Genomic DNA, 26,885 nt, shown 5'->3' on the forward strand with positions numbered 1-26,885 from the left:
AGGACCCATGGTCGAACACGATTTCCGCTACACCCTTTTCAACCCGCAACACACCCTGATCGAATGCCGCGCCCTGGTGCCGGGCCGCTATCAGGTGACTGGCAACGGTGGCTCGATCCAGAAGGACGATGTCCTGCTGGTGACTCTAAAAGGCAGCAAGGATCTTTCCATGCGCCTTACCGTGGAGAGCGTGCGCCACCTGATCAACCCGCGCGGCCAATGGGTCGCCGTGGCCAGCGGCCCGATCTTCAACGAGCTGGAGATCCTCAACTGGAAGGTCAAGTGCAACAGCTGCCAGGCTGAGCTGGACTTCGAGTTCGCCGTCGACGGCAAGCTCGGCAACAAGGCCCGCCAGCCCGCGGCCAGCGCCCGCATCGCCGAGCTGGGTTGGGCCAGCCGTGGCGACCAGCACCTGTGCCCGGCCTGCCAAGGGAGCGCGCAGTGAAGCATCTGTTGACCGGTGCACTGATTGCCGTCGGCCTGCTCGGCTGCGCATCGGAGCCTTCGAAATTGCAACCGGAGCAAAGCTATGTGCTGGAGTGGATCGGCGAGCGCCCGTTGATCGACTACAGCCACCTGACCCTGATCCTCGGCGAGGACGGCCGTGCTTATGGCAATGCTGGCTGCAATCACTGGTTCGCGTCCTACACCCTGCAAGGCGACCGCATCAGCTTTGGCAAGGTCGGCAAAACCCGCAAACTGTGCGCCCCTGCATTGATGGACCAGGAAAAACGCTTCCTTCAGGCGCTGGAGACCGTGCAACGCTGGGACGTCTCATCGATCGAGCAGATTCGCTTCTGGCCGGCCGAGGGCAAGCCACTGCGCTTCTGGCCTGAGGAAGGTTAAGAGCAGCTGCAAGCTGCAAGAAAAGCAAGCCCGACACGGTCCGCTCTTTCTTGAAGCTTGCAGCTCGAAGCGCTTAAGCGCCCTTGAGGGCCTTGATCTTGGCTTGCAGTCCTTCGAGGGTCTGCTCCCCCATCAACTGCTCACGCACTTTGCCTTTGTCATCGATGATGTAGGTCACCGGCAGCGCCTCGCTGCGCGGCAGCTCGTAGCGCTCGGCCGGGTCCTGGGCGAGGACGGTAAAGGCGATGCCGAGAGTTTCGGCGGCCTGCTTGAGATCCTGGCCCTGCAACCCATCGAAGTTCACTCCGACCACCTTGATACCCTGGGCCTCCCACTGCTTGGCCGCAGCGTTGAGCTCGGGGATTTCCGTACGGCACGGGCCGCACCACTCGGCCCAGTAGTTGAGCACCAGCCAGTGCCCGTCGATCTGCTCGGCCTTTACCGTGTTGCCGTGCTGGTCCACGCCGTAGTCCGCACCGCAACCGCCGAGCAACAGGCTCGCGGTGATGGCCAGTACTGCTGCCAAACGCCTTGCCATGGGTCAATCCTTCTAGAAGTTTCAAGCAAACGACACAGTCGCTGCGGTTAGAATAGCCGCCACACCCAGCTGGATGCGACCCGTCATGACTGATCTGACCCTCTATCATAACCCGCGCTGTTCGAAATCCCGCGGCGCCCTGGAACTGCTCGAAGCGCGCGGCCTAGCCCCGACCATCGTGCGCTACCTGGACACCCCGCCGGATGCCGTCACCCTGAAAACCCTGCTCGGCAAGCTGGGCATCGCCCCGCGCCAGCTACTGCGCACCGGTGAAGAAGAATACAAGGCCCTGGATCTGGCCAACCCCGCCCTGAGCGACGCGCAACTGATCGACGCGATGGTCCAGCACCCCAAGCTGATCGAGCGTCCGATCCTGGTCGCCGGTGACAAGGCGGTGATTGGCCGTCCGCCGGAGAAAGTACTGGAGATCCTGCCGTGAGCGATCCCTACGTTCTAGTGCTCTATTACAGCCGCCACGGCTCGACCAGCGAGATGGCCAGGCATATCGCCCGCGGCGTCGAGATGGCCGGCCTGGAGGCGCGCCTGCGCACTGTGCCGGCGATCTCCACCGAATGCGAAGCCGTGGCCCCGGACATCCCGGCCAGCGGCGCGCTCTACGCCACCCTCGACGATCTGCGCCACTGCGCGGGCCTGGCGCTGGGCAGCCCGACCCGATTCGGCAACATGGCCGCGCCGCTCAAGTACTTCCTCGACGGCACCAGCAGCTTGTGGCTGGGCGGAGAGCTGGTCGGCAAGCCCGCGGCAGTGTTCACCTCGACCGCCAGCCTGCATGGCGGTCAGGAGACCACGCTGCTGTCGATGATGCTGCCGCTGATGCACCACGGCATGCTGGTGCTTGGCCTGCCATACAGTGAGTCGGCGCTGCTCGAGACCCGTGGCGGCGGCACGCCCTATGGCGCCAGCCACCACGCTGGAGCTGATGGCAAGCGCGAACTCGACCCGCACGAAATCGCCCTGTGCCGCGCCCTGGGCCAACGCCTGGCGAGCACCGCCAAGGCTTTGGGGGGCGAGCGTGGCTAGAAAGCCCAAGGTATTGCCACCGCTGGAATGGCTCACGCCACGGGTGCGCGTCACCCGGGCGTTGAGCCTGGCTTGCTTTTTTGGCCTGATCGCCCTGCTGGCGGTCAACAACCTGTGGTTCGCGGACCTGCATGGGGCACGGGTCGAAGTGATCCTGGCCATCGAGCTGATCCCTCTGTTGCTGCTGGTGCCGGGCATGCTGACGGGCAGCGCCCGGGCCCATGCCTGGACGTGCTTCGTGGTGAATATCTATTTCATCAAGGGAGTGCTGGCGGCGTTCGACCCGGCACGGGCGGTGTTCGGCTGGATGGAGGTGCTGGTGAGCCTGGGGCTGTTCGTCAGTGCCCTGCTGTATGTGCGCTGGAAGTTCCAGCATGAGCGGCGTGTGGCCGGTGAAGGGCAGTAGAAGCGGCGGCCTTTTCGCGGGTAAACCCGCTGCCACAAGTACTGCACCGCCCCTGTGGCAGCGGGTTTAGCCGCGAAGCACGCGTCGCACCTCTCAATGATTGACGGTATGCGCCAGCATCACCGACAGCTGGCACAGCGGTCGCCCGCTCTGCTCATGCCACTGATTGAACGCCTGCTGCACCAGCGCCAAATCGCGCTGGCTGGTCGGCTGCTTGTCGATCACGCCCTGGGCGATGAGGGCTGCGCTCATGTCATCGGTGGGAATGAACGTGTCCTTGCCGACCATGCGCAAGAAACGCGGCGCCGACAACCCGCCCAACTGATTGCCATGCTTGGCCAGGTACTTCCATAGTCCGACGATGTCGGTCACCGGCCAATCGGCGATGAACGCGCCGAAACTGCCCCGCTCCTTCGCCACATCGAGAATCATCTGCGCATTGCGTGGCACGCTCTTGAGCTTGCCCAAATGGCGGATGATCCGCTCGTCCTGCATTAACCGCTCAAGGTGTTCGGCGCCCATCAGCACGACCTTTTCCGGATCGAAGCCGAAGAACACCTGCTCGAAGGCCGGCCACGTGGCGTCCACCAGGCTGTGCTTGAGCCCTGCACGGAACACCCGCAGGGCCAGCGTCGACAGGTAGCGGTCATCGCTGATGTCACGCAATTGCGCTGGCGTGCGCGGCTGCGGCAGGAAGGCCTCCAGGGCCTGTGCCGAGCCGAAGCGGTTCAGGCAGTACTCATGCAGCCATTGGTAGTCGCGCATGGGTCAGATGTTCAGTACATCGAGAAAACGCGGAGTGGCGCTTTCGTCGATCTTGAGGCTGGTGAAATCGAACAGGTTGCGATCGGCCAGCTGCGATGGCGCGACGTTCTGCAGAGCGCGGAAGATGCTCTCGGTGCGGCCCGGGTGCTTGCGTTCCCATTCCACCAGCATGTCCTTGACCACCTGGCGCTGCAGGTTTTCCTGAGAGCCGCACAGGTTGCAAGGGATGATCGGGAAGCCCTTCATGTCCGAGTAGGCCTGGATGTCCTTCTCGCTGCAGTAGGCCAGCGGGCGGATCACCACGTTGCGACCGTCGTCGGCGCGCAGCTTCGGCGGCATGCCCTTGAGCGAGCCGTTGAAGAACATGTTGAGGAAGAAGGTCTCGACGATGTCGTCGCGATGGTGCCCGAGGGCCATCTTGGTCGCACCGATCTCGTCGGCGAAGGTGTACAGCGTGCCGCGGCGCAGGCGCGAACACAGCGAGCAGGTGGTCTTGCCTTCCGGAACCAGCTCCTTGACCACCGAGTAGGTGTCCTTCTCGACGATGTGGTACTCGACGCCCAGCTCCTTGAGATAGGCCGGCAACACGTGCTCAGGGAAGCCTGGCTGCTTCTGGTCCATGTTCACAGCGACGATCTCGAACTTGATCGGCGCCACCTTCTGCAGGTGCAACAGAACGTCGAGCATGGTGTAACTGTCCTTGCCGCCGGACAGGCAGACCATGACCTTGTCGCCATCCTCGATCATGTTGTAGTCGGTGATGGCTTCGCCAGCGAGGCGACGCAGGCGTTTTTGCAGTTTGTTCTGGTTGACCGAGAGGGTGCCCATAGCGCTTGGATCCGCGAGGTGTGACAAAAGCGGGCTATTTTACGCACAAACCGAGCGGGGGCGTAGGCCATTCCGATAAAGAATCAAGCGCGCATCTGACAGCGCAATTTGCTCTAAAAACCCAGGTTTATGTAGGTAACGGCTTCCTATACTGCGAGATAAGGCCACACGACCGCTTGCATCGGTGTCCAGGCCTCGGGCCGCAAGCGCTCCACTTGGGGGGCGTTTGACAACGACGATAGGAGTGACCGGCATGATCCATCACGTTCTGGGGCTGTTTACCCACCCTGACCAGGAGTGGAAGGAGATTCGTGGCGAGGACGAAAGCATCAGCCACATGTACCTGACCCACACGCTGATACTCGCCGCGATCCCGGCTGTGTCGGCGTTCATCGGCACCACCCAGGTCGGCTGGGTCATAGGCGATCGACCGGCGGTGATGCTGACGATGGAAAGCGCACTATGGATGAGCATCATGTCCTACCTGGCGATGCTCGCCGGGGTCGCGGTCATGGGGGCTTTCATCCACTGGATGGCCCGCACCTACGATGCCACCCCATCCATGGCGCAATGCGTGGCGTTTGCCACCTACACCGCCACCCCGCTGTTCATCGGCGGCCTGGCGGCGCTCTACCCGCACCTCTGGCTTGGCATGCTGGTGGGCACGGCGGCCATTTGCTACACGGTCTACCTGCTCTATGTCGGCCTGCCGACCTTCATGAATATCCCCACCGACGAAGGCTTCCTGTTCTCCAGCTCCGTGCTGGCGGTAGGCCTGGTGGTGCTGGTGGCGATCATGGCCTCCACGGTGATCATCTGGGGGCTGGGTGTGGGGCCTGTCTATACCAACTAGATCCAACGCAACATAGGAGCGTCACCCCGGGGCCGCCGCAAGGCGGCCTCTGGCTGTGTGCTGACAGATGGCCCGGCAGGCACCTGGCGCTTGCGGCATAATTGCCCGCTCAGGAGAACCACCCCGCCATGCCCGAGCTGCTTAAACAACGCGTCGAAACCTGTTACCAGCAAGCTGAAGCCTTCTTCAAACGCACCTTCCCTCGCCCGCAAGTCAGCTTCAAGCTGCGCGGCCAGAAGGCCGGCGTCGCTCATCTGCACGAAAACCTGCTGCGCTTCAATCTGCAGCTGTACCGGGAGAACCAGGAAGACTTCCTGCGTCAGACCGTTGCCCACGAAGTGGCACACTTGGTGGCGCACCAGCTGTTCGGCGACAAGATCCAGGCCCATGGCGAGGAATGGCAACTGATCATGCGGGGCGTGTATGAATTGCCACCGAACCGTTGCCACAACTATGAAGTGAAGCGGCGCGTGGCCACCCGCTACATCTACCGCTGCCCCTGCCCGGAAAGTGACTTCCCGTTCACTGCCCAGCGGCACAAGCTGGTGCGCCAGGGGCGACGCTATCTGTGCAGGCGGTGTCGTGAGATCCTGGTTTACAGCGGCGAGACCCGCATCGAATGACAAACAGCATTCGCGGCTAAACCCGCCCCCACAAGGCTTGCGCCAAACCTGTGCAAGCGGGTCTACCTGCGAACAGGCCGGCAGGCATTACAAATAAAGAAGGCGACCCGAGGGTCGCCTTCTTCGATTTCACAACGCAATCAGCGCGCCGGGCCTTCAGCCACGCCCAAGTCATCGACCGGACGAGGGTCGACCAGCGGCGAACCACCGGAGGCCAGCTCGGCCTGCAGCGTGTCGGTGTCCAGCTCGTTGACCCACTTGGCCACGACTACCGTGGCCACGGCGTTGCCGATCAGGTTGGTCAGCGCACGCGCCTCGGACATGAAGCGGTCGATACCCAGGATCAGCGCCAGGCCTGCCACCGGCAGGTGGCCCACGGCGGACAGGGTCGCGGCCAGCACGATGAAGCCGGAACCGGTGACGCCTGCTGCACCCTTGGAGGCGATCAGCAGCACCAGCAGCAGGGTGATCTGGTGGGTGATGTCCATGGTGGTGTCGGTAGCCTGGGCGATGAACACCGCAGCCATGGTCAGGTAGATCGAGGTGCCATCCAGGTTGAACGAGTAGCCGGTAGGGATCACCAGGCCGACCACCGACTTCTTGGCACCCAGGCGCTCCATCTTGGCCAGCATGCGTGGCAGGGCCGATTCCGAGGAGGAGGTGCCGAGCACGATCATCAGCTCTTCACGAATGTAGCGGATCAGCTTGAGTACGCTGAAGCCATGGAACCGGCAGATACCGCCCAGCACCACCAGGATGAACAGCAGGCAGGTGACGTAGAAGCAGATCATCAGGTAGCTCAGCTGCACCAACGAGCCCACACCATACTGGCCGATGGTGAAGGCCATGGCGCCGAAAGCGCCGACCGGAGCCAGCTTCATGATCATGTTGATGATGTTGAACATGACATGGGCGAAGCGGTCGATCAGGTCCAGCACCGGCTTGCCGTAGCTGCCCAGGCGGTGCAGGGCAAAGCCGAACAGCACGGAGAACATCAGCACCTGCAGGATATCGCCATTGGCGAATGCGCCCACCACGGTGTTGGGGATGATGTTGAGCAGGAAGCCCACGGTGGTCTGCTGCGCGCCTGCGGCGGCGTAGGCGGCGACGCTGCTGGCGTTCAGGGTGCTGACGTCGACATGCATGCCGGCACCGGGCTGGACCACGTTGACCACGACCAGGCCGATGATCAAGGCGATGGTGGAAACGATCTCGAAGTACAGCAGCGCATAGCCACCGGTCTTGCCGACCGACTTCATGCTCTGCATGCCAGCGATGCCGCTGACGACGGTGCAGAAGATGATCGGGGCGATGACCATCTTGATCAGTTTGACGAACCCGTCGCCCAGGGGTTTGAGGGCTACGCCGGTTTCCGGGTAGTAGTGACCGAGCAGGATACCGATGGTGATGGCGACCAACACCTGGACATACAGGGATTTGTACAACGGCTGACGTGTCGTCATGGCTAGTTTTTCCTCAAGTGTGCCGAGCCCACCCTTCCCAGGGCGTTGGGGCACCTAAAGCGCGAACCCTCCTGCACTTGGAGGGATTTGTCGTTGTGTTCGAGCTGCCTTGTGACAGGCCTCTGCCAGGTCGATAGCAAGGCCGATGCCAAAATGCTCGCAATCAGTGCAGCCCCCGGATTTCGGGGCTTTCGGCGCCCCATGGCGGGGCAGGTGTGCAGTTTGAGGTTGGCGGATTTCCGCCCATTGGCGGGTTTGGAACAAGGCTGTTGGCGGGAATCCGCCCAGGAAGGGAGAACGTACCCCGGCCGGCTCGCCCTGTGGCGTTAACTTCGGGGTAAATCCCACAGGATCCACAAGCCCCAGGATGGGTGAGGCCTTGGGACGTGCCGCGCAGCGCCTCAGTGGGTTTCAGTCCAGATGGAACACGATCCGGAACGCCGCGCCTCCAAGTGTCGAATCATCCAGGCTCAGCTCGGCGTCATAGCTGTCGATGATGTCCTTGACCACCGCCAGGCCGATGCCCTGCCCCGGATGCTGCCGATCGAGCCGTTCGCCCCGTTTGAGAATGCGCTCACGCTGATTGCCCGGTACGCCAGGGCCATCGTCTTCGACGCATAGCACCAACTGCCCAGGCGCTTGTTGCAGGCTCACACGCACCTGGCCGAGGCTCAGCCGATAAGCGTTCTCCAGCAGGTTGCCGAACAGCTCCAGCGCTGCCCCTTGCTCCATCGGCACCCAGGCATCCGGGGGCATGTCGAGGCTGACGGCCACGCGCTTGTCGCGATAGACCTTGTCCAGCGTGTTGCACAGGCTGTCGAGCACCGGTCGTAGTTGCACCCGATGACGGACCAGACCACTCTTGCGCAGGCTGGCGCGCTGCAGTTGGTAGTCGATCTGCTGGCTCATGCGTTCGATCTGGCTTTGCAGCACCCGCGCCTGCTCGCGTTCGCTGTCACCCTGGCCGAGGCTTTCACCGACGCCCTGCAGCACCGCAAGGGGCGTCTTGAGGCTGTGCGCCAGGTCATCGAGCGAATCGCGGTAGCGCTGGCGCTGCTCACGTTCGCTGCGCAGCAGGCGGTTGAGCGAGCCGGTCAGGCGCAGCAGTTCACGCGGGTGCTCGCCGCTCAGGCCATCACGCGCACCCGCTTCCACTTCGTCAAGCTCCAGGCTCAGCCTGCGCAACGAACGAAGCCCCCAGGTCAGGCCGGCCCATAACAGCACCATCAGCGCCAGCAGGGCCGCCCCGAAACCCAAGTAGAGTTTTTCACGCAGGCCATCGAGGGTGTGCTGGTACTCACGCACCGGCTGCAGCGCCACGATACTGAACGCGGCACTCTTGCCCCCGAGCAGCTTGACCTCCACGTCGTAGACGAAGAATTCCTCGCCGTCATCCTGGTGGATCCGGGCGAACTCATTGCCGCGCCCGTCATATCGGGGGCGGTAGTTGATGTTCTGCCCGTTGGTGGCGCGCGAACGCCACACCAGAGCACCCTGGCGATCGAAGATGTAGCCGAGCAGGCCGGTGTAGGGCAGGTTGTAGCGCTCGTCGGGCAACTGCTCGGGCATTTGCAGCCGCCCCTGCTCGATCCGCGCGGCGGAAATCAAGGTGGTCACATCCGAGGCCAAGCGCTGTTCGATCGACTCCTGCAACGCCAGGCTGAAGGTCTTTTGCAGGGCCGGTAGCAGCGCCAGCATGAACAACAACGCCAACAGCGCCGCCGCCAGCATCAGGCGCACCCGCAGGGAGCGGATCATCGGCAGCGCTCGGTGAACAGGTAACCCAGGCCACGCACCGTGTCGATCGGTTTGAAACCACGGTCGCCCTCGAGCTTGCGTCGCAGACGACCGACCAGCACCTCGATGACATTCGGATCGCGCTCCTCGTCATCGGGGTAGAGCTGCTCCATCAGACGATCCTTGGCCACCACTTGCTGGTGATGGCGCATGAGGTATTCGAGGATGCGGTATTCATAGGCGGTCAGGGCTAGCGGTTGCTCGTCCAAGGTCGCCTGCTTGCGATTGAGGTCCAGCACCAGGGGCCCTGCCGCGATGGTCGACTGGGTGAAACCGCTGGAGCGGCGCAGCAAGGCATTCAGGCGCGCCTCCAGCTCTTCGAACTGGAACGGCTTGACCACATAGTCGTCGGCCCCGGCGGCCAGGCCTTCGACCTTGTCCTGCCAGTTGCCGCGGGCGGTGAGGATCAGGATCGGAAAGGTCTTGCCCTGACTGCGCAACTGGCGGATCAGGTCCAGACCGCTCATGCCCGGCAGCCCGAGGTCGACCACGGCCAAATCGTGGTTGTATTGCTCGGCCTGGTAGAGCGCCTCTTCGGCATTGGCCACCGCCTCGACCACATGCCCGCTCTCGCCCAGGCGCGTGTACAGGTGGTGGCGTAGCAGCGCCTCGTCCTCGACCACCAGCAGCTTCATGTCACTCTCCTTGATTCATACCTGTATCCGCCTCCCGTGCCGGTCAAGCCCGCTTCTGCACGACGCCTGGCGGCAGGAGCGGGCTTGGTCGCGGAGGGACCGGTGCAGCATACCAGCGTTGCCCTGGCCCCTCTTGTGGGTCAGAAGGTGTAGTTGGCCGACAGGTAGGTCTGGGCGCTGCTGGTCAGACGCAGGGTGCCTGCCTTGGGACCGCCATGTTCGGCCAGTTCGGTGCTGGCGTTGCTGCGCAGGTAACGGTAGCCCAGCTCCACCGAGGCGTTGTTGGTGATCTGCTGCAGCACACCGGCCTGCAGGCCTACGGCATAACCCACATCGGTGTCACGGCTGTAGCCGGAGGATTCCTGGGACAGTTTGGTCAAGCCCAGGCTGCCGCCACCGAACAGCTTGGTGGTGTCGCCCACCGGCAAGAACGCATCGTAGCTGCCAAGCAGGTTTTCCTGGCGCAGCTTGATGCCACTGTGGTCGCCCGAGACATTGTCGTAGGTCAGGTAATAGCGGGCATCGTCATTGATCTTGCCCACGCGCACGCCCCAGGTGCCGTCCTTGCCGATGATGCCGTCGGCGTTCAGGTGATCGGTGTTGCGTTGCAGCAGGCCGGACTTGCGGACCTTGTCGCTGGTCTGGCCATAGGTGAGGCTGGCGAAGGTGTCATCGGCGGCCTGGGCGGTGAGACTGGCGGCACATACGGCCATGGCGACCATCAAGGTATTGAGTGTTTTCATGGTGGGATACTCCAGTTGGATGCGATGTCTGTGTCTGGTGGCTAGAGTAGGGAGTGAGCCCTGAACCGCGGCTGAACCCTGACTGAACCCCGGCTGAACGAATCGCACCCTTTGCCCAAGGAGTACCGACCATGCGTTCCCTGCTTGCCCTGGCCCTGTTGTGCAGCGCTGCCGTCGCCCAGGCGGCGGTGCAGACCCGCGAAATTCCCTATCAGGACGCCGATGGCCAGCGCCTGGTGGGCTACTACGCCTACGACGATGCAGTCGAGGGCAAGCGCCCCGGCATTATCGTGGTGCATGAATGGTGGGGGCTGAACGACTATGCCAAGCGCCGGGCCCGGGACCTGGCGGCGCTGGGTTACAACGCCTTGGCCATCGACATGTATGGCGATGGCAAGCACACCGAACATCCGAAGGACGCCCAAGCGTTCATGGCGGCGGCGACGAAGGACCCCAAGGCTGCTGCACGGCGCTTCGATGCGGGGCTTGAGCTGCTGAAAATCCAACCCAACACCAATAAACATCAGTTGGCGGCGGTGGGTTACTGCTTCGGCGGCAAGGTAGTGCTCGATGCCGCGCGCCGAGGCGAGAAACTCGACGCCGTGGTGAGCTTCCATGGCCCACTGGCCACTCAGACGCCAGCCAAGCCGGGTGTGATCAGGGCGAAAATCCTGGTAGAGCACGGCGAGGCCGACAGCATGATCCCGCCAGCGCAAGTGGCAGCGTTCAAGCAGGAAATGCAAAACGCCGGCGCCGACATGACATTCGTCTCCATTGCCGGAGCCAAGCATGGATTCACAAATCCCGATGCCGACCGCTTGAGCCACGGCGACCATGGCGGGCCGGACATTGGCTATAACAAAGAGGCGGATGACCGCTCGTGGGCGGACATGCAGGCCTTCCTCAAGAAGTCCTTCGACTGAAGACTGTCGGGGTGGCGGTCGAGGGTGCGGCACACGCCTGGTTTGCGCATCAGGGCGCCACTGGCACAATACTCACCATGACCAGACACCCCACCTGCTGCTCCCCCCTCAAGCACCACTGGCCCCTGCCCCGCCCGGTTCCCGGCGCGGTGCTGGTCAGTTGCACCTTCGACCCCGCGCGCCTGGCGCCGGACGACTTCCAGCGCGCCGGCATCGAACAAAGCGCCAGCCTGCAGCGCTCGGTGGCCAAGCGCCAGGCCGAGTACCTGGCAGGCCGGGTCTGCGCACGTGCGGCGCTGCATGCGCTGGATGGACGCGACTACGTGCCCGCCACCCATGAGGACCGTTCGCCGATCTGGCCGGCCGGCATTCACGGCTCGATCACCCATGGCAAAGGCTGGGCCGCCGCTGTGGTTGCTGCCGATGGCGACAGCGCTGGCCTGGGCCTGGACCAGGAATCCTTGCTGAACGACGAACGCGCCGAACGCCTGGCTGGCGAGATCCTCACCCCCGCCGAGCTCCAGCGCCTGGACTATAGCCAGCTCGGCCTGGGCGTGACGTTGACGTTCTCACTCAAGGAAAGCCTGTTCAAAGCGCTCTACCCCTTGACCCGGCAGCGCTTCTACTTCGAACACGCCGAGCTGCTGGAATGGTCTGTCGAGGGTTATGCCCGCCTGCGCCTGCTCACCGACCTTTCAGCCGACTGGCAGGCTGGCCGCGAGCTGGAAGGTCAGTTCTGTGTCCAGGATGGCTACCTGCTCAGCCTGATCAACGTATAACCCCTAGACCTGCGGCCGGTGGCTCGGCCAGATCAGGCTGAAGCAGGCCCCGCCCAACGCCTCGCTGCGTCCGACCATTGCCCGGCCCCCGTGCCAGTAGATGATCCGGCGCACGATCGACAACCCCAGGCCATGCCCGCCGGAGGCGCGGGTACGGCTGTCGTCGAGGCGGGTGAAAGGGGTGAAGATGCGATCCCAGACCCCTTCGGGAATTCCGGGCCCATCGTCTTCCACATCGATGCGGCAGCGCTCCAGGCCCAATTGATAGCTCAACCTGACCTGGGATTCGGCGTGCCGCATGGCATTGCCCACCAGGTTCTGCAGCGCCCGGTGCAGGTAGCGGGGTTCGGCATCGACCCAGGCGCCTGCCGCATCCGCACCCTGGCAGTCGCCGCGTACCACCTTGACCTCGACCCGCAACGGCGACAGCTCCTGGATCACGCGCTCGAGCAGGGCGTCGAGGTCCACCGCCTGGAATTTCAAGGCCGGTGTGCCCTGCTCCAGGCGGGCGTAGGTCAGCATCTCGTCCACCAGTTTGTCCAGGTCCTGGATGTCGCTGTCCATCCCAGCCAGGTGCTTGGCCCTGGCCTGCTCGTTGCTGGCGCTTTCGATCATTTCCAGGCCAAAGCGCAGGCGCGCCACGGGTGTACGCAACTCATGGGAAACCGCCCGCACCAGCTCGCGCTGCATGGTCAAGGAACGCTGCAGATGCTCGGCCATGCCATTGAAGGCCTCGGCCAGGCGCCCCACCGAGTCGGCGTCCCCCTCGGGCACGCGGGTCTCCAGGCTGCCCTGGGCAATGCGCGTGGCCGCGACCTCCAGCCCCGACAGGCGTCGCTCCAGCTGGCGCACCAGCAGGTACACCACCAGGCCGATCAGGCACAAACCAAGGAAGGCGATGAGGACCAGCAACTGCGGCGGATACGGGTTGAGCTGATGCAACGGCCCGATCTCCAGCACCCAGGGCGAGCCAGTCAATCCGGAAAACACCCGCACCGAATCGCCATCTTTGCCCAACGCCATCACCGTGTCGCCCTCCTCCACCCGGCGCCGCTGGTCGTCGTCCAGCCCTGCCCGCTCCAGGCGCTGCAGGGCGATGTCGAAACCAAAGCCCTTGCTCTTGCTGATCTCGGCCAGACGTCGCTGCTGTTCGGCGACCGGGTAGCGCACCAGCTCATCGGCCAGTAGATAGAGCGTGGCGCGGGCCAACTGTTCGCTGACCTGCTTGACCTGGGCCACCAACAGCTGGTCTTCATCGCCGATCTGGCGCAAGACGCGCACGGCATGCGGGCCGGTCTTTTCCACCACCACCAGGCCCCGACGAAGGCGTGTGCGCTGGCCACCATCCAAGGTGAAGGCCGAGGCCGGCTGCAAGTCCAGCGGCACGCCGAGCAAGCGCTCCCAGATCAACAGCGAGCGCTTGCGCTCGACCGGATCTTGCAGGGCCAGGTTGTCCGCCATGAGGCTGAAGGTGCCTTGGGCCAGTCCCTCGCGGTGCCGTTCAGCGCGCACCTGGTTGACCAGATGCAGGCTGAGCACCCCAAGCACTGCCACCAGCACCAGCACGGCGAGCATGCCACCGTAAATGCGCAAGAAGATCGAATTCACGGGGCCGCTGCCTGGGCGGTCTCGCCGACGAACAGGTAGCCCTTGCTACGCAGGGTCTTGATCAGACGCGGGTGGATCGGGTCATCACCTATCTTGGGGCGGATCTTGGAAATACGCACATCGATCGAGCGGTCCTGGCCGTCGTAGCCGACGCCACGCAAGGAGGTGAAGATCTCTTCGCGAGACAACACCCGCCCGGCATTGCTGCTCAACAACCAGAGCAGGTCGAACTCGGCGCCGGTCAGTTCGATCGCCTGCTCGCCCAACCAGGCCTCGCGCACGCGGCTGTCGATGCGCAATGCACCGAACTGCAGCTCCTGACGCTTGCTCTGCGGGGCTTCGCTGCGCCGCAGCAAGGCGGTGATGCGCGCCAGCAGCAAGCGTGGACGCACCGGTTTGCACACATAGTCATCGGCGCCCATGTCCAGGCCCTGGACCTGATCGAGTTCATCGCTGCGAGCGGTGAGCATGAGGATGGGGCCGGCGTATTGCCCGCGGACGCGTCGACAGATGCTCAGGCCATCTTCGCCGGGCAGCATCAGGTCGAGGATCACAAGGTCCGGCTGGCTGTCGATGATACGCCGCGCCGCCCGACCGCCATCGCCCTCCACTGCCACCTCGTAGCCGTTGGCCTGCAGATACTCGGCGGTGAGTTCCGCCAGTCGCTGGTCGTCCTCGACGATCAAAATCCGATTGTTGGGCTGGTCCATGGTCCGCCTTCACTGATTATTCTTGTTCTGGAGCCGCCTGCTGGCGTTGCAGTGTACAACCGGCGATGGCATCGGGCCCGTCAGCCACCGTTCACCAAAAGGCAACATTGCCCCCGGATACTACGTCCCACCCTCGCCCCTGCCAACCACGCCAAGCCGCCTGTCGCAGGCCCTCGGCCGGGACGATTTTTGTGATAGGGTTCGCGCCCGAAAAAATCAGCGACAGGGCATGGGAACGCAGAAAAAAAGTGAAGGCCAGCTAGGACAAGGCCTACAGCGAATACCCACGGATCACACACAAAGTACGCACAAGTTATCCACAGGCGCTCACCTTGCAAAGCCCCTGATACCGCATTATCTTGTATCCCCATCGCAGCGAACCACTAGATATTGGGGTTCGAGCAAAATCACAAACACAAGTCAACAGAGAAGTTCAAGCGATTTGTCTGGCTGAACTTAACGTGATTCCAACAGCCAAACCGCTCCTGCGGAGGCGACCGAGGCAAGCCCATCCAGGGACTTGTTCGGGCATGGGTGTTGCAGGCCAGGCCTGGCACTCATCAGCAACAGTTTTTGGGCTCAGCCCAAAACCTTTGACTTCGGCCAGGGAGCGGCAGGTTATTGCCCCTTATTCCTGAGTCTGTCCCGAAGTCGGTACGCCCGAGCGGGCGGATGCGCGTGCATGCGCGTCCCCGCGCGTGGCCATCAGGCTAGTGGATGGAACGGTGGGCGCCCCAAAGGCGCCTGAACAATATAGAAACTGTGGAGACACCCACCCATGCAAACCGACACAACTCGCGAGAACCCGCAGGCCAAGGTGCCGCAGGCCGCCGATTCGAACCAGGATCTGGCCGCGACCGCACCCGGTCAACTGCGCGTGATCAAGCGTAACGGTACTGTCGTTCCCTACACCGACGACAAGATCACCGTGGCCATCACCAAGGCGTTCCTCGCAGTTGAAGGCGGCACCGCCGCTGCCTCGTCGCGCATCCACGACACCGTCGCTCGCCTGACCGAGCAGGTCACCGCGACCTTCAAACGTCGCATGCCATCGGGTGGCACCATCCACATCGAGGAAATCCAGGACCAGGTCGAACTGGCCCTGATGCGCGCCGGCGAGCAAAAAGTCGCCCGTGACTATGTGATCTACCGCGAACAGCGCGCCAAGGAGCGTGCCACCCGCGCCAACACCGAATCCGTGGTCGAGCCGCACCCAAGCATCCGCATCACCCTGGCCGACGGCAGCCTGGCGCCGCTGGACATGGCGCGCCTGAACACCATCATCAGCGAAGCCTGCGAAGGCCTGGCCGAAGTCGATGGCGAGCTGATCCAGCGCGACACCCTGAAGAACCTGTACGACGGCGTGGCCATCAAGGACGTCAACACCGCCCTGGTTATGACCGCCCGTACCCTGGTCGAGCGCGAGCCGAACTACTCCTTCGTCACCGCGCGCCTGCTGATGGACACCCTGCGTGCCGAGGCCCTGGGCTTCCTGGGCGTGGCCGACAGCGCCACCCACCACGAAATGGCCGACTTGTACGCCAAGGCCCTGCCGGCCTACGTCGAGAAAGGCGTCGAGTTCGAGCTGCTCGACCCTGCCCTCAAAGGCTACGACCTGGAGCGTCTGGGCAAGGCCATCGAGCACGAGCGTGACCAACAGTTCACCTACCTGGGCCTGCAGACCCTGTACGACCGCTACTTCATCCACAAGGATGGCGTACGTTTCGAGCTGCCACAGGTGTTCTTCATGCGCGTGGCCATGGGCCTGGCGCTGCAGGAAAAAGACAAAGAAGCCCGTGCGATCGAGTTCTACAACCTGCTCTCCTCGTTCGATTACATGGCTTCGACCCCGACCCTGTTCAACGCCGGTACCCTGCGTCCGCAGCTGTCGAGCTGCTACCTGACCACCGTGCCGGATGACCTGTCGGGCATCTACAAAGCCATCCACGACAACGCCATGCTGTCGAAGTTTGCGGGTGGCCTGGGCAATGACTGGACTCCGGTACGCGCCCTGGGTTCGTACATCAAGGGCACCAACGGCAAGTCGCAAGGCGTCGTGCCGTTCCTGAAAGTCGTCAACGACACCGCCGTCGCGGTCAACCAGGGCGGCAAGCGCAAGGGCGCGGTCTGCGCCTACCTGGAAACCTGGCACCTGGACATCGAGGAATTCCTCGAGCTGCGCAAGAACACCGGTGACGACCGTCGTCGCACCCACGACATGAACACCGCCAACTGGATCCCGGACCTGTTCATGAAGCGCGTCTTCGACGACGGCAAGTGGACCCTGTTCTCGCCTTCGGAAGTGCCTGATCTGCACGACCTGACCGGCAAGGCCTTCGAAGAGCGCTACGAGTACTACGAAGCCCTGACCGAGTACAACAAGATCAAGGTGTTCAAGACTGTCCAGGCCAAAGACCTGTGGCGCAAGATGCTGTCGATGCTGTTCGAGACCGGCCACCCATGGCTGACCTTCAAGGACCCGTGCAACCTGCGTTCGCCGCAGCAGCACGTGGGCGTGGTCCACAGCTCGAACCTGTGCACCGAGATCACCCTGAACACCAACGCCGATGAAATCGCCGTGTGCAACCTGGGTTCGATCAACCTGCCGAACCACATCGTCGACGGCAAGCTGGACACCGCGAAACTGGCGCGTACCGTCAAGACTGCCGTGCGCATGCTCGACAACGTGATCGACATCAACTACTACTCGGTGCCTCAGGCGCAGAACTCGAACTTCAAGCACCGTCCGGTCGGCCTGGGCATCATGGGCTTCCAGGACGCACTGTACCTGCAGCACATCCCCTACGGCTCGGACGCTGCGGTCGAGTTCGCCGACAAGTCGATGGAAGCGGTCAGCTACTACGCCATCCAGGCATCCTGTGACCTGGCCGACGAGCGCGGCGCATACCAGACCTTCGAAGGCTCCCTGTGGTCCAAGGGCATCCTGCCGCTGGACAGCCAGCAGATCCTGATCGAAGCCCGTGGCGCCAAGTACATCGACGTCAACCTGGAAGAGTCCCTGGACTGGGCCCCTGTCCGCGAGCGCGTCAAGAAAGGCATCCGCAACTCGAACATCATGGCCATCGCGCCGACCGCGACCATCGCCAACATCACCGGCGTTTCGCAGTCGATCGAGCCGACCTACCAGAACCTGTACGTCAAATCGAACCTGTCGGGCGAGTTCACCGTGATCAACCCGTACCTGGTCCGTGACCTCAAGGCTCGCGGCCTGTGGGACTCGGTCATGATCAATGACCTGAAGTACTACGACGGTTCGGTGCAGCAGATCGAGCGTATTCCGCAAGAGCTCAAGGACCTGTACGCCACCGCGTTCGAAGTCGAGACCAAGTGGATCGTCGATGCCGCCTCCCGTCGCCAGAAGTGGATCGACCAGGCCCAGTCGCTGAACCTGTACATCGCCGGCGCCTCGGGCAAGAAGCTGGACGTGACCTACCGCATGGCCTGGTACCGTGGTCTGAAGACCACCTACTACCTCCGTGCCCTGGCCGCCACCAGCACCGAGAAGTCGACCATCAACACCGGCAAGCTCAACGCTGTTTCCAGCGGCGGCGACAGCGCCCCGGTCCAGGCAGCGGGCCCAGCCCCGGTACCTAAGGCCTGCGCGATCGACGAGCCAGACTGCGAAGCCTGCCAGTAACACCCCATGCCGCGGGAGGCGCCTTAAGGCGCCGCTTGCGGCATTTTTGTATCCGCGTCATCGAGAGACTCTGCCCTCTGCACGTCGCTTTCGCGAAGGGATAAAACAGTACTGCTCCGTGCCCTGGACGCCAGGACACGGGCTTCACTGACCCACACGGAAGACATCACGATGGCTCGGAAGAAACCTGCAACTCGCAAGATTGGCCGCAATGCCGAAACCGGCCGTTTCACCACGGTCGAAGAGGCGCGCAACAACCCCAGGACGCACATCGTCCAGACGCTGCGCAACCGCTGCCGCTAAGACCCGCCCGGAAGGCCAAGGCCCTCCGGGCGCGGTTTTTCGACGCTGAAAACCCCACCTCGAAAACACAATATTTTGTGTTAGATCAAAAAATCAAACACCACATCTGCGATTTTTCCGCTAAACTCCTTCCCCGTGGAAACGACGCGTGATTCGTGAACGGACGCGCCTGATACCGGTCGAAAAATTACAGCAGACCGGCCTAGCGTCGCTCCGATCGGTAGCGAATTCCGTTATACTTCGCCCCCCTCGAAAAAGGGTTAGCCAATGATCGACTGCGTGACACAAGCCGTACCCAACCGCTTGGCCAGCCCGCACGTTTTATCGTTGCCACACTGTATTCAGGCGTCCTGGCCCCTCCTGCGAGGCATGGACAGGCGCTGATCCGACACCTTCAAACGTGACGAGCGCGCGCGCTCACTGCCTGCCGTATCGCCCTTGGGGCCTTGCAGGCGTCACCTTTTAAAATCCAATCGGTTGCCCCGCGCAACCCTCTAGCAGGAGCCAGGACCATGCTGAGCTGGGACGAATTCGACAAGGAAGACGGTGAAGTCGCCGCCAAAGGCGCCACCCCCGCACAGGCCAACGCCGCCGCCACCCTCGACAAACTCGACAGCGCCGGTGACGCCGCCGCCCAGGAAGCCCGCGCAGCGACCGCCGACGACTCCGACGCCGTCAAGCGCGCCAAGGCCGCCCTGAACGAACTCGACATCGCCGAAGGCCTGGCCGAACTCGAAGGCTCCTCCGCCCGCGTGCGCGTTGACGAAAAGCGCATGATCAACTGCCGCGCCGACCTCAACCAGCTGGTTCCGTTCAAGTACGACTGGGCCTGGCAGAAATACCTCGACGGCTGCGCCAACCACTGGATGCCGCAAGAGGTCAACATGACCGCCGACATCGCCCTGTGGAAGAGCATGGACGGCCTGACCGAAGACGAGCGCCGCATCGTCATGCGCAACCTCGGCTTCTTCTCCACCGCCGACTCCCTGGTGGCCAACAACCTGGCCCTGGCCGTGTACCGCCTGATCACCAACCCCGAGTGCCGCCAGTACATCCTGCGCCAAGCCTTCGAAGAGGCGATCCACACCCACGCCTACCAGTACTGCATCGAGTCGCTGGGCATGGATGAAGGCGAGATCTTCAACATGTACCACGAGATCCCGTCGGTCGCTAAAAAGGCAGCCTGGGGCTTGAAGTACACCCGCGCCATCTCCGACCCCGAGTTCAACACCGGCACCGTCGAGACCGACAAAGAACTGCTGCGCAACCTGATCGCCTACTACTGCGTCCTGGAAGGCATCTTCTTCTACTGCGGTTTCACCCAGATCCTCTCCATGGGCCGCCGCAACAAGATGACCGGCGTCGCCGAGCAGTTCCAGTACATCCTGCGTGACGAATCCATGCACCTGAACTTCGGCATCGACGTGATCAACCAGATCAAGATCGAAAACCCGCACCTGTGGGATGCCGCGATGAAGGAAGAAGCGACCCAGATGATCCTCCAAGGGACCCAGCTGGAGATCGAATATGCCCGTGACACCATGCCACGCGGCGTACTGGGCATGAACGCCGCGATGATGGAGGACTACCTCAAGTTCATCGCCAACCGTCGCCTGACCCAGATCGGTCTGAAAGAAGAATATCCAGGGACCACCAACCCGTTCCCGTGGATGAGCGAGATCATGGACTTGAAGAAGGAGAAGAACTTCTTCGAGACTCGCGTTATCGAGTACCAGACCGGTGGTGCGCTGAGCTGGGACTGATTGTCCAGCCACTTAGAAAAGGCTGCCTCCGGGCAGCCTTTTTATTTTGAGTTGATACCTCTGGGACCGCTCGCGTGCCAACAGTCAGGCCAGATGCGACTGGCTGCGCAGATGCTCGGCCAGCATGTCGATGAAGGTGCGCACCTTGGTCGAGCCGTATTTGCTTTCGCGGTGCAGGATGTGGATCGGCCAGGACGCCTCCTCGTACTCGGCCAAGATCACCTGCAGGCGCCCGTCCGCCAGTTCATCAGCCACCTGATAGGACAGCAGCCGGGCGATGCCGAGGCCAGCGCTGGCGGCGGCGATTGCAGCGTCGTTGCTGGTCACGGTCAGGCGCGGCTTCATGCGTACCAGCGTCGGCTCGTCGATCGCGCCGAAGCGCCAGTCCGTGCGCGGCGACAGCGCCCCGGCAGCGATGATCTGATGCCTGTGCAATTCCGAAGGATGGCGCGGTGTGCCGTGGCGCTCCAGATACTCCGGCGAGGCGCACAGTAAGCGGCGCATCTGGCCCACGCGCAGTGCCTTGAGCCCAGAATCCGGCAACTGCCCGATGCGTACAGCCACGTCCAGGCCCTCCTCCACCAGATTCACCACACGGTCGAGAAAATACGCCGACACGTCCACCTCGGGGTACTGCTGCAGGTAACGGACGATGCAGGGCATGACGAACTTCTTGCCGAACAGGATCGGCGCGGTAACCGCCAGGTCGCCCTTGGGCGCGGCGTTGATGCCGGCAGCGGCTTCATTGGCTTCGACGATGCTGGCCAGAATGTGCCGCGTATCTTCCAGGTAACGGCCACCGGCCTCGGTCAGACGCACGCTGCGGGTGGTGCGCAAGAGCAGCTTGACGCCAAGTTGCTCCTCCAGCGCGGTGACCGCCCGGGTCACGGCAGCAGGCGAAATCGCCAGGCGGCGGGCAGCGGCTGCGAAGCTTTCCTGCTCGCCCACGGCCACGAACACTTTCATTAGGTGAATCTGGTCCATGCCGCGCCCCATGCGTTGTCATAGGGCGATTATTCCAGCGCTGACGCTAGAGCTCCAGCACCAAGGGCTGCACACCTTCTTCAGCCTGAGCCGGAATGGCGCAGCAGATCAGTACGCTACCAGGTTCAGGCAGTTCGGCGGGCGGGTTCGGGTAGTGGACCTGCCCACTGACCAGTCGGGTCTTGCAGGTGCCGCAGGAGCCGCCTCGGCAACTGAACTCCGGCGACAGGCCACGGCGCTCCGCCAGTTCTAGCAGCGTGCCACTGTCCGGTGCCCAGCGGGCCTCCTTGGCAGAGCTGGCGAAGTACACCGGCACAGGTTCTTTGGCGGGCGGAGGCTGTTGCAGCGTGGGCTGATTGCCGTCGGTGTGACGACGCAAGGTCGAAGGGCCAAAGGCTTCGGCATGAATGCGCGAATCGGGCACATGCACGCTGCGCAGGCCTTCGTACAGATCCTGGGTGAAGCTGGCCGGACCACAGAGGTAGAAGTCGTAGTCGCCCAGTGCCAGTGTGGTCTTGATCTGGTCGATGCCCAGGCGGCTGGCGAAGGTGTAGTCACGGCCCTGCACCGCATGCGCTTCCGGCTGACTCAGGGCACGATGGATATTCAGCAGGCCAGCGGATTGCTTTTGGAGTGCGCCTAGCTCCTGCTGGAACGGCAGGTCAGCCAAGGTACGTCCGCCATGGAACAGATAAATGCGCCGGCCCTGCCCGCTGGCCAGTTGCTCACGGAGCATGGCGATCAGCGGCGTGATGCCGACGCCCGCGCCAATCAGCACGAGGGGGCGTTCGCTGTCTTGGTCCAGCGTGAAGCTGCCCATAGGCAGGCGTACATCTAAAAGATCACCGACCTTCAACGCTCGGTGCAGATGCCATGAAGCCGGCCCCTGCGCCTTGACACTGATACGCAAGTAACCGTCGGACGGCGCGCTGGACAAACTATAGGTGCGGATAAGTGGCGTCTGCCCTTCGGTCCGCAAACGCACGGGAATATGCTGGCCGGGCGCAAAGGTTACGGCGGCGCCGTCCCCAGGTTGCAGGTAGAACGAGCGGATATCACGGCTCTCCTGCTCGATGCGCGATACTCGCCAGCTCAACCATTGACGTTGCCGTTCACGCTGTTGCAGGCGCAGCTCGGCTTCGGCCCAGGTGCCGGTCGTCAGGCTGGTGGGGGCGTACTCATGGAATGCCCAGCGCAGCGACACGGCAGCTGGACGCAACACCACCTGTTCGACATCCAGGGTCCAGATTCGCTCGGCACCTTCGAAAGCACTGATCAGTGGGCTGTCGAGAATGACCTGGGCCTGCCCGACCACCTGAAGCATGTCGCCAGTGGCGAAGTCAACGAACAGCAGGCCTGCGACAGGGTTTACCAACAAGTTGCCGAGGGTGTTGAAATGCAGATTGCCGGCATAATCGGGGACGGTCAGGCGGTTGCCTTCGACCCGCACGAATCCGGCCCGACCACCGCGGTGGGAGACATCCACCGAGCGTTGGCCGCTTTCATGTTCGACGTAGCTGGCCACGAAGAATGTATCCGTGCTCTCGATCATGGCGCGAGCCCTGGCATCGATCGCCGTTGAATCCTGACGCCCTTGCGACGGTACGTCGACACGGGTGTATTCGCGCAATTGAATGTACTGCGGGCAGTTGCCGAACGACTGCTCGACCTCCACCTCCAACTGGCCGGCACTGGCCCTGCGAATCACACCATTGAGACGATTGCGCCGGCGGGTGTGCAGCTCGATTCCCAACAGACCGACGGCACCGCCAGCCACCAATCCCGGCGTTGCCGGATCGTCGGCGGCAAGCTCGGTGCCGATCAGCAACTGCCGCGGATCAGGCGAGCTGACGAAGCCCTCGGGGCCTTCGAGCAGCGTCGCCCAAGGTTTGCCCTCGGCATCCACGGCACCGACCACCATGAATGGCAACTGATGGTAGAACGCGCGATGCTGGTCGGGCATGTAGTCGCGGATGACCTTTTGCCCAAATGCCTCCATGCGCTCTGCAACACCGGCTTGCTCCTGCAGCCGTTTCTCACCTGCATGCCAGGGTGATCGCATGGCGGCATTCCTCTGGACTCAGAGAGTGGTCTGCAAACCGATAACGGTGCGCGGCATCGGTACGAAGCCTGGCAGCGCCTCGATACGGGCCAGCCAGGCACGCACGTTGGGGTACGGCTCGAGCGACACGTTACCTTCCGGTGCATGGGCGATGTACGAGTAGTTGGCGATATCGGCGATGGTCGCCTGGTCGCCGACCAGGAACGGGCCCTTGGCCAGCTCGGCATCGATCACCTTGAGTAGGGTGTGGGCGCGGCCGATGACTTCATCGGTGTTGAACGAAGCACCGAACACGGTCACCAGGCGCGCAGCCGCTGGGCCGAAGGCCAGAGGACCGGCCGCTACCGACAACCAACGTTGCACGCGAGCGGCACCGACCGGATCCTCAGGCAGCCAACGCGAACCACCATAGGCCTTGGCGAGATACACCAGAATGGCATTGGAGTCAGCGATGACAGTACCGTTGTCGTCGATCACCGGCACCTGGCCGAATGGGTTGATGGCCAGGAAATCGGGCTGCTTGTGCTCGCCCTTGGCCAGGTCGACGAAGACCAGTTCGGTGGGCAGTTCGAGCAGCGACAGCATCAGCTCGATGCGGTGAGCATGGCCGGACTTTGGAAAGTTGTAGAGTTTGATCGGGCTTGGCATGTTCTGGGCTCCGGATCAGCGCCGGGAGTGGCGCTGCTGGAAGACATGCTGCACCTGATCGGTGAGCAGCAGAATCAGTGCTGTGAGCAATCCAGTATTTCGGCTGGTGGAATAATCGTGGGAACCGCGCTATCGCAGGCGTCGGATAGATCCATGCTCAGTGCCGCTGTCGCTTTTGATATAGATACAACCCCCGCGCCGCCTCGACCACCTGTGGCACGCATGCCTGGAGCTCGTCGAAACTCATCGCGTCGAGCAGCTCGAAATTATCCTCCAACCCATGCAGGGAAATGGCCTTGAGCAGGCGGTCCTGCTCCGGCGGCAACTCGCTCCACTCGGCCACCTGGGTACCGCGCATGTAGCCGAAGCACCACTCCTCGAGAATGATCGACGACCCCTCTTCGCCTTCGCTCTCTTCGAACAGCGGCTCGAAGTGCTCAAGATCATCGGCCAAGGATTCAGCCACCTGGTTGGCGTAACGCAGCATCAGTGCGGTGTAGGCCTCCTCATGGGCGGGTTTCTTGAACTTGGGGACTTTTCCACCAGCGACCGAAGGCAGCCACTGCTCAGGCATGACGGCATTCGGTGAGCTGGCCAGGGCGGTGAAAAAGCCGTTGAGTTCAGCCAGGTTGAGTACCGAATAGTCGTTGCCGTAGGTGATCAACAGATCTTCGAGACGGTCGAGTTCTTTTTCGCTGAGGGCGGGGAGCATCATGAGTGTCCTAGGGCAGAAGTCTGGGTGCACCCTAGCACATGGGGAAAGGTATAGCGGGAATTGTGGGCAGAACGACAGTAATCGCGGGCAAGCCCCGCTCCCAAAAGCTGTAATGCCATGGGAGCGGGGCTTGCCCGCGGCCGGCCGTCAGTCGTTAGACCGCCAGTGCGCGTTCACGCAGTTCCTGGTTCAGGATGCGGTCGTTTTCGCTGTAGTCCACCGGGCAGTCGATCACGTGTACGCCCGGGGTCTTGATGCAGTGCTCGAGCAGCGGCAGCAGGCCTTCGGCGCTTTCGACGCGGTGACCGTTGGCACCGTAGGCTTCGGCGTATTTGACGAAGTCCGGGTTGCCGTAGTCCAGGCCGAAGTCGGTGAAGCCCATGTTGGCCTGCTTCCAGCGGATCATGCCGTAGCCGTCGTCACGCAGGATCACTACGGTGATGTGCATGCCCAGACGTACTGCGGTCTCCAGCTCCTGGCTGTTCATCATGAAGCCGCCATCACCGCACACCGAGATGACCGGGCGGTCTGGGTACACCAGATGCGCCGCCATGGCCGACGGCAGACCGGCGCCCATGGTTGCCAGGGCGTTGTCCAGCAGCACGGTGTTGGGCTTGTGGGCCTTGTAGTTGCGGGCGAACCAGATCTTGTAGATGCCGTTGTCCAGGGCCACGATGCCTTCGGACGGCAGGACGCGGCGGATGTCGGCGACCAGACGCTGCGGGTAGACCGGGAAGCGGTCATCGTCCTTGCCTTCGGCGATCTGCGCTTCATTGGCTTCGCGAATCGCCAGCAGGCGGGTGAAGTCCCAGTGCGAGGTGTCGCCCAAGCCTTCGCCGATCTGCCAGACGGCATTGGCGATGTCGCCGATCACTTCGATCTGCGGGAAGTACACGGCGTCGACTTCTGCGGAGCGGAAGTTGACGTGGATGACTTCGGTACCGCCACGCACCATGAAGAATGGCGGCTTCTCGATGACGTCGTGGCCGATGTTGATGATCAGGTCGGCCGCTTCGATGGCGCGATGCACGAAGTCACCGGACGACAGCGCGGCGTTGCCCAGGAAGCTCGGATGGCGCTCATCCACCACACCTTTACCCAGCTGGGTGGTGACGAATGGAATGCCGGTCTTGTCGATCAGTTGCTTGAGGACCTTGGCGGTCATCTTGCGGTTGGCGCCGGCACCGATCACCAGGATCGGGCTGCGGGCGTTGCGCAGCTTCTCGATGGCCGCTTCGATGGCCACGTGCTCGGCCAACGGGCGGCGGTGCAGGCTGGGCTGGATCGGCATGGCATCGGTCTGCTCGGCGGCGATGTCTTCCGGCAGTTCCAGGTGCACAGCGCCGGGTTTTTCTTCTTCCGCCAGGCGGAAGGCTTCGCGCATGCGGGCCGGGATGTTGTCGGCCGAGGCGAACTGGTGGGTGTACTTGGTGATGGGGTCCATCATGCCGCACACATCGATAATCTGGAAGCGGCCCTGCTTGGACTTCTTGATCGGCTTTTGGCCGGTGATCATCATCATCGGCATACCGCCCAGGTAGGCGTAGGCGCTGGCGGTCACCAGGTTGGTGGCACCTGGGCCGAGAGTCGACAGGCTGACGCCGGTCTTGCCGGTCAGGCGGCCGTAGGTGGCGGCCATGAAGCCCGCGGACTGCTCATGGCGGGTCAGAACCAGCTTGATCTTCGATTTGCGCAGGGATTCCAGCAGGTCGAGGTTCTCCTCGCCGGGAATGCCGAACACATACTCGACGCCTTCGTTTTCCAGGCATTGCACAACGACATCGGCGGCCTTGGCCATCTTGCTTGCTACCTCAAGTGATAGGACGGTGGTGAAGTCCAGGAATGCGCAGCACGGTGCGCTGGCATCGCTCGGTCCGGGTGCCAGGATTGCCCCGAACCTAAGCCTTGACGCAGGGTAGGTACGGGGAAGTCACTTAATGTGGCAGCAATATTGTCGCACTTACAATGAAGCGACGTGAGGTAGCCGACGAGCAAAAGATATTTGCTGTGAGGACAGAGTTAGCACCTGTAGGAGCGGGCCTTATGCGAACCCACAGGTGGTACATGTGCAGCAGCGCAAAGACAAAACCCCTACCTGCTCACGCAGATAGGGGTTTTGCGAAATGAATCTTGACGATGACCTACTCTCACATGGGGAAGCCCCACACTACCATCGGCGATGCATCGTTTCACT

The 26,885-nt window shown here is 62.7% G+C and carries 26 protein-coding genes; 12 read left to right on the forward strand and 14 right to left on the reverse strand.

Going from position 1 to position 26,885, the window contains the following annotated elements:
* Positions 1-7 precede the first annotated feature (7 nt).
* The gene (locus DQ397_RS06610) at positions 8-445 is read left to right on the forward strand and encodes a hypothetical protein (RefSeq protein ID WP_043215198.1); all 438 of its coding nucleotides are present in this window, start codon (positions 8-10) and stop codon (positions 443-445) included.
* Complete coding sequence (locus DQ397_RS06615) at positions 442-846, forward strand: META domain-containing protein (RefSeq protein ID WP_043215199.1); 405 nt, start codon at positions 442-444, stop codon at positions 844-846. The genes DQ397_RS06610 and DQ397_RS06615 overlap by 4 nt, the downstream gene beginning before the upstream one ends.
* A gap of 73 nt (positions 847-919) precedes the next feature.
* On the opposite strand, the gene DQ397_RS06620 is transcribed toward DQ397_RS06615, so the two are convergent.
* Positions 920-1,384, reverse strand: coding sequence for a TlpA disulfide reductase family protein (locus DQ397_RS06620; protein ID WP_043215201.1), 465 nt, complete (start codon positions 1,382-1,384; stop codon positions 920-922).
* A gap of 85 nt (positions 1,385-1,469) precedes the next feature.
* On the opposite strand from DQ397_RS06620, the gene arsC reads away from it, so the two are divergent.
* The 3 genes from arsC to DQ397_RS06635 are packed head-to-tail and all read left to right on the forward strand — an operon-like array spanning position 1,470 to position 2,831.
* Positions 1,470-1,823: an arsenate reductase (glutaredoxin) gene (arsC, locus tag DQ397_RS06625; RefSeq protein WP_043215202.1), complete on the forward strand. Its 354-nt coding sequence runs from the start codon at positions 1,470-1,472 to the stop codon at positions 1,821-1,823.
* Entirely contained in the window at positions 1,820-2,425 is a 606-nt protein-coding gene (gene wrbA / locus DQ397_RS06630; RefSeq protein ID WP_070572948.1) for an NAD(P)H:quinone oxidoreductase, read from the forward strand. Before arsC ends, wrbA begins: the two co-directional genes overlap by 4 nt.
* Entirely contained in the window at positions 2,418-2,831 is a 414-nt protein-coding gene (locus DQ397_RS06635; protein ID WP_043214543.1) for a DUF2069 domain-containing protein, read from the forward strand. Before wrbA ends, DQ397_RS06635 begins: the two co-directional genes overlap by 8 nt.
* Before the next feature lie 93 nt (positions 2,832-2,924).
* Here the strand turns inward: DQ397_RS06635 and DQ397_RS06640 are convergent, their stop codons facing one another.
* Both DQ397_RS06640 and ttcA read right to left on the reverse strand, forming a co-directional pair.
* Positions 2,925-3,596, reverse strand: a complete 672-nt coding sequence (locus DQ397_RS06640; protein ID WP_043214545.1) for a DNA-3-methyladenine glycosylase I — start codon at positions 3,594-3,596, stop codon at positions 2,925-2,927.
* 3 nt (positions 3,597-3,599) lie between these two features.
* Positions 3,600-4,424: a tRNA 2-thiocytidine(32) synthetase TtcA gene (gene ttcA / locus DQ397_RS06645; RefSeq protein WP_043214547.1), complete on the reverse strand. Its 825-nt coding sequence runs from the start codon at positions 4,422-4,424 to the stop codon at positions 3,600-3,602.
* A gap of 253 nt (positions 4,425-4,677) precedes the next feature.
* On the opposite strand from ttcA, the gene DQ397_RS06650 reads away from it, so the two are divergent.
* Together DQ397_RS06650 and DQ397_RS06655 are read left to right on the forward strand one after the other, a co-directional pair.
* On the forward strand, positions 4,678-5,277 hold the full coding sequence (locus tag DQ397_RS06650) for a Yip1 family protein (protein ID WP_043214549.1): 600 nt from the start codon (positions 4,678-4,680) through the stop codon (positions 5,275-5,277).
* Positions 5,278-5,405: 128 nt separating this feature from the next.
* Complete coding sequence (locus DQ397_RS06655) at positions 5,406-5,900, forward strand: SprT family zinc-dependent metalloprotease (RefSeq protein WP_043214551.1); 495 nt, start codon at positions 5,406-5,408, stop codon at positions 5,898-5,900.
* Between the two features lie 140 nt (positions 5,901-6,040).
* Here DQ397_RS06655 and DQ397_RS06660 read toward each other — a convergent pair whose 3' ends face one another.
* From DQ397_RS06660 to DQ397_RS06675, 4 genes are all read right to left on the reverse strand, one after another.
* A complete protein-coding gene (locus DQ397_RS06660; RefSeq protein WP_043214554.1) occupies positions 6,041-7,363 on the reverse strand; it encodes a dicarboxylate/amino acid:cation symporter in 1,323 nt (440 codons plus the stop codon).
* 411 nt (positions 7,364-7,774) lie between these two features.
* Complete coding sequence (locus DQ397_RS06665) at positions 7,775-9,121, reverse strand: ATP-binding protein (RefSeq protein WP_043214556.1); 1,347 nt, start codon at positions 9,119-9,121, stop codon at positions 7,775-7,777.
* Positions 9,118-9,795 carry a response regulator gene (locus DQ397_RS06670; protein WP_043214559.1) on the reverse strand — a complete coding sequence of 226 codons (678 nt, stop codon included), beginning with the start codon at positions 9,793-9,795 and terminating at the stop codon, positions 9,118-9,120. The genes DQ397_RS06665 and DQ397_RS06670 overlap by 4 nt, the downstream gene beginning before the upstream one ends.
* Before the next feature lie 140 nt (positions 9,796-9,935).
* Entirely contained in the window at positions 9,936-10,538 is a 603-nt protein-coding gene (locus DQ397_RS06675; RefSeq protein WP_043214562.1) for an outer membrane beta-barrel protein, read from the reverse strand.
* A gap of 131 nt (positions 10,539-10,669) precedes the next feature.
* Here DQ397_RS06675 and DQ397_RS06680 point away from each other — a divergent pair, with 131 nt between their 5' ends.
* Positions 10,670-11,461, forward strand: coding sequence for a dienelactone hydrolase family protein (locus DQ397_RS06680; RefSeq protein WP_043214564.1), 792 nt, complete (start codon positions 10,670-10,672; stop codon positions 11,459-11,461).
* Between the two features lie 77 nt (positions 11,462-11,538).
* Positions 11,539-12,240, forward strand: coding sequence for a 4'-phosphopantetheinyl transferase (locus tag DQ397_RS06685; RefSeq protein ID WP_043214567.1), 702 nt, complete (start codon positions 11,539-11,541; stop codon positions 12,238-12,240).
* A gap of 3 nt (positions 12,241-12,243) precedes the next feature.
* Here the strand turns inward: DQ397_RS06685 and DQ397_RS06690 are convergent, their stop codons facing one another.
* Positions 12,244-13,815 carry an ATP-binding protein gene (locus DQ397_RS06690; protein WP_090344016.1) on the reverse strand — a complete coding sequence of 524 codons (1,572 nt, stop codon included), beginning with the start codon at positions 13,813-13,815 and terminating at the stop codon, positions 12,244-12,246.
* Between the two features lie 29 nt (positions 13,816-13,844).
* Complete coding sequence (locus DQ397_RS06695) at positions 13,845-14,558, reverse strand: response regulator transcription factor (protein WP_043214569.1); 714 nt, start codon at positions 14,556-14,558, stop codon at positions 13,845-13,847.
* 778 nt (positions 14,559-15,336) lie between these two features.
* Between DQ397_RS06695 and DQ397_RS06700 the strand changes: the two genes are divergently transcribed.
* The 3 genes from DQ397_RS06700 to DQ397_RS06705 all read left to right on the forward strand — a co-directional run bounded on the left by DQ397_RS06700 (position 15,337) and on the right by DQ397_RS06705 (position 20,282).
* Positions 15,337-18,216: a ribonucleoside-diphosphate reductase subunit alpha gene (locus DQ397_RS06700; protein WP_043214572.1), complete on the forward strand. Its 2,880-nt coding sequence runs from the start codon at positions 15,337-15,339 to the stop codon at positions 18,214-18,216.
* A gap of 171 nt (positions 18,217-18,387) precedes the next feature.
* The gene (locus DQ397_RS24695) at positions 18,388-18,519 is read left to right on the forward strand and encodes a hypothetical protein (protein ID WP_256544354.1); all 132 of its coding nucleotides are present in this window, start codon (positions 18,388-18,390) and stop codon (positions 18,517-18,519) included.
* Positions 18,520-19,031: 512 nt separating this feature from the next.
* Positions 19,032-20,282 carry a ribonucleotide-diphosphate reductase subunit beta gene (locus DQ397_RS06705; protein WP_043214574.1) on the forward strand — a complete coding sequence of 417 codons (1,251 nt, stop codon included), beginning with the start codon at positions 19,032-19,034 and terminating at the stop codon, positions 20,280-20,282.
* Positions 20,283-20,366: 84 nt separating this feature from the next.
* Here the strand turns inward: DQ397_RS06705 and DQ397_RS06710 are convergent, their stop codons facing one another.
* The 5 genes from DQ397_RS06710 to DQ397_RS06730 all read right to left on the reverse strand — a co-directional run bounded on the left by DQ397_RS06710 (position 20,367) and on the right by DQ397_RS06730 (position 26,489).
* A complete protein-coding gene (locus DQ397_RS06710; RefSeq protein ID WP_043214582.1) occupies positions 20,367-21,266 on the reverse strand; it encodes a LysR family transcriptional regulator in 900 nt (299 codons plus the stop codon).
* Positions 21,267-21,312: 46 nt separating this feature from the next.
* On the reverse strand, positions 21,313-23,328 hold the full coding sequence (locus tag DQ397_RS06715) for a pyridoxamine 5'-phosphate oxidase family protein (RefSeq protein ID WP_043214576.1): 2,016 nt from the start codon (positions 23,326-23,328) through the stop codon (positions 21,313-21,315).
* An 18-nt stretch (positions 23,329-23,346) separates the two neighbouring features.
* Positions 23,347-23,976 carry a glutathione S-transferase family protein gene (locus tag DQ397_RS06720; RefSeq protein WP_043214578.1) on the reverse strand — a complete coding sequence of 210 codons (630 nt, stop codon included), beginning with the start codon at positions 23,974-23,976 and terminating at the stop codon, positions 23,347-23,349.
* A 157-nt stretch (positions 23,977-24,133) separates the two neighbouring features.
* Positions 24,134-24,688, reverse strand: coding sequence for a UPF0149 family protein (locus DQ397_RS06725; RefSeq protein ID WP_043214580.1), 555 nt, complete (start codon positions 24,686-24,688; stop codon positions 24,134-24,136).
* A gap of 157 nt (positions 24,689-24,845) precedes the next feature.
* Positions 24,846-26,489 carry an acetolactate synthase large subunit gene (locus DQ397_RS06730; RefSeq protein ID WP_090343556.1) on the reverse strand — a complete coding sequence of 548 codons (1,644 nt, stop codon included), beginning with the start codon at positions 26,487-26,489 and terminating at the stop codon, positions 24,846-24,848.
* Between the last annotated feature and the right edge of the window lie 396 nt (positions 26,490-26,885).

This window comes from Pseudomonas sp. CK-NBRI-02 (genome assembly GCF_008124495.1).
Taxonomy (GTDB): domain Bacteria; phylum Pseudomonadota; class Gammaproteobacteria; order Pseudomonadales; family Pseudomonadaceae; genus Aquipseudomonas; species Aquipseudomonas guariconensis.

Bases quoted from the DNA above. Each gene is read 5' to 3' on its own strand.
- DQ397_RS06620 (WP_043215201.1), bottom strand. From the start codon at position 1,384: ATGGCAAGGCGTTTGGCAGCAGTACTGGCCATCACCGCGAGCCTGTTG.
- DQ397_RS06680 (WP_043214564.1), top strand. From the start codon at position 10,670: ATGCGTTCCCTGCTTGCCCTGGCCCTGTTGTGCAGCGCTGCCGTCGCC.
- DQ397_RS06700 (WP_043214572.1), top strand. From the start codon at position 15,337: ATGCAAACCGACACAACTCGCGAGAACCCGCAGGCCAAGGTGCCGCAG.
- DQ397_RS06715 (WP_043214576.1), bottom strand. From the start codon at position 23,328: ATGCGATCACCCTGGCATGCAGGTGAGAAACGGCTGCAGGAGCAAGCC.
- DQ397_RS06650 (WP_043214549.1), top strand. From the start codon at position 4,678: ATGATCCATCACGTTCTGGGGCTGTTTACCCACCCTGACCAGGAGTGG.
- DQ397_RS06730 (WP_090343556.1), bottom strand. From the start codon at position 26,489: ATGGCCAAGGCCGCCGATGTCGTTGTGCAATGCCTGGAAAACGAAGGC.
- ttcA (WP_043214547.1), bottom strand. From the start codon at position 4,424: ATGGGCACCCTCTCGGTCAACCAGAACAAACTGCAAAAACGCCTGCGT.
- arsC (WP_043215202.1), top strand. From the start codon at position 1,470: ATGACTGATCTGACCCTCTATCATAACCCGCGCTGTTCGAAATCCCGC.
- DQ397_RS06690 (WP_090344016.1), bottom strand. From the start codon at position 13,815: ATGCTCGCCGTGCTGGTGCTGGTGGCAGTGCTTGGGGTGCTCAGCCTG.
- DQ397_RS24695 (WP_256544354.1), top strand. From the start codon at position 18,388: ATGGCTCGGAAGAAACCTGCAACTCGCAAGATTGGCCGCAATGCCGAA.
- DQ397_RS06695 (WP_043214569.1), bottom strand. From the start codon at position 14,558: ATGGACCAGCCCAACAATCGGATTTTGATCGTCGAGGACGACCAGCGA.
- DQ397_RS06655 (WP_043214551.1), top strand. From the start codon at position 5,406: ATGCCCGAGCTGCTTAAACAACGCGTCGAAACCTGTTACCAGCAAGCT.
- DQ397_RS06665 (WP_043214556.1), bottom strand. From the start codon at position 9,121: ATGATCCGCTCCCTGCGGGTGCGCCTGATGCTGGCGGCGGCGCTGTTG.
- DQ397_RS06685 (WP_043214567.1), top strand. From the start codon at position 11,539: ATGACCAGACACCCCACCTGCTGCTCCCCCCTCAAGCACCACTGGCCC.
- DQ397_RS06640 (WP_043214545.1), bottom strand. From the start codon at position 3,596: ATGCGCGACTACCAATGGCTGCATGAGTACTGCCTGAACCGCTTCGGC.
- DQ397_RS06710 (WP_043214582.1), bottom strand. From the start codon at position 21,266: ATGGACCAGATTCACCTAATGAAAGTGTTCGTGGCCGTGGGCGAGCAG.
- DQ397_RS06660 (WP_043214554.1), bottom strand. From the start codon at position 7,363: ATGACGACACGTCAGCCGTTGTACAAATCCCTGTATGTCCAGGTGTTG.
- DQ397_RS06610 (WP_043215198.1), top strand. From the start codon at position 8: ATGGTCGAACACGATTTCCGCTACACCCTTTTCAACCCGCAACACACC.
- DQ397_RS06720 (WP_043214578.1), bottom strand. From the start codon at position 23,976: ATGCCAAGCCCGATCAAACTCTACAACTTTCCAAAGTCCGGCCATGCT.
- DQ397_RS06725 (WP_043214580.1), bottom strand. From the start codon at position 24,688: ATGCTCCCCGCCCTCAGCGAAAAAGAACTCGACCGTCTCGAAGATCTG.
- DQ397_RS06705 (WP_043214574.1), top strand. From the start codon at position 19,032: ATGCTGAGCTGGGACGAATTCGACAAGGAAGACGGTGAAGTCGCCGCC.
- DQ397_RS06670 (WP_043214559.1), bottom strand. From the start codon at position 9,795: ATGAAGCTGCTGGTGGTCGAGGACGAGGCGCTGCTACGCCACCACCTG.
- DQ397_RS06675 (WP_043214562.1), bottom strand. From the start codon at position 10,538: ATGAAAACACTCAATACCTTGATGGTCGCCATGGCCGTATGTGCCGCC.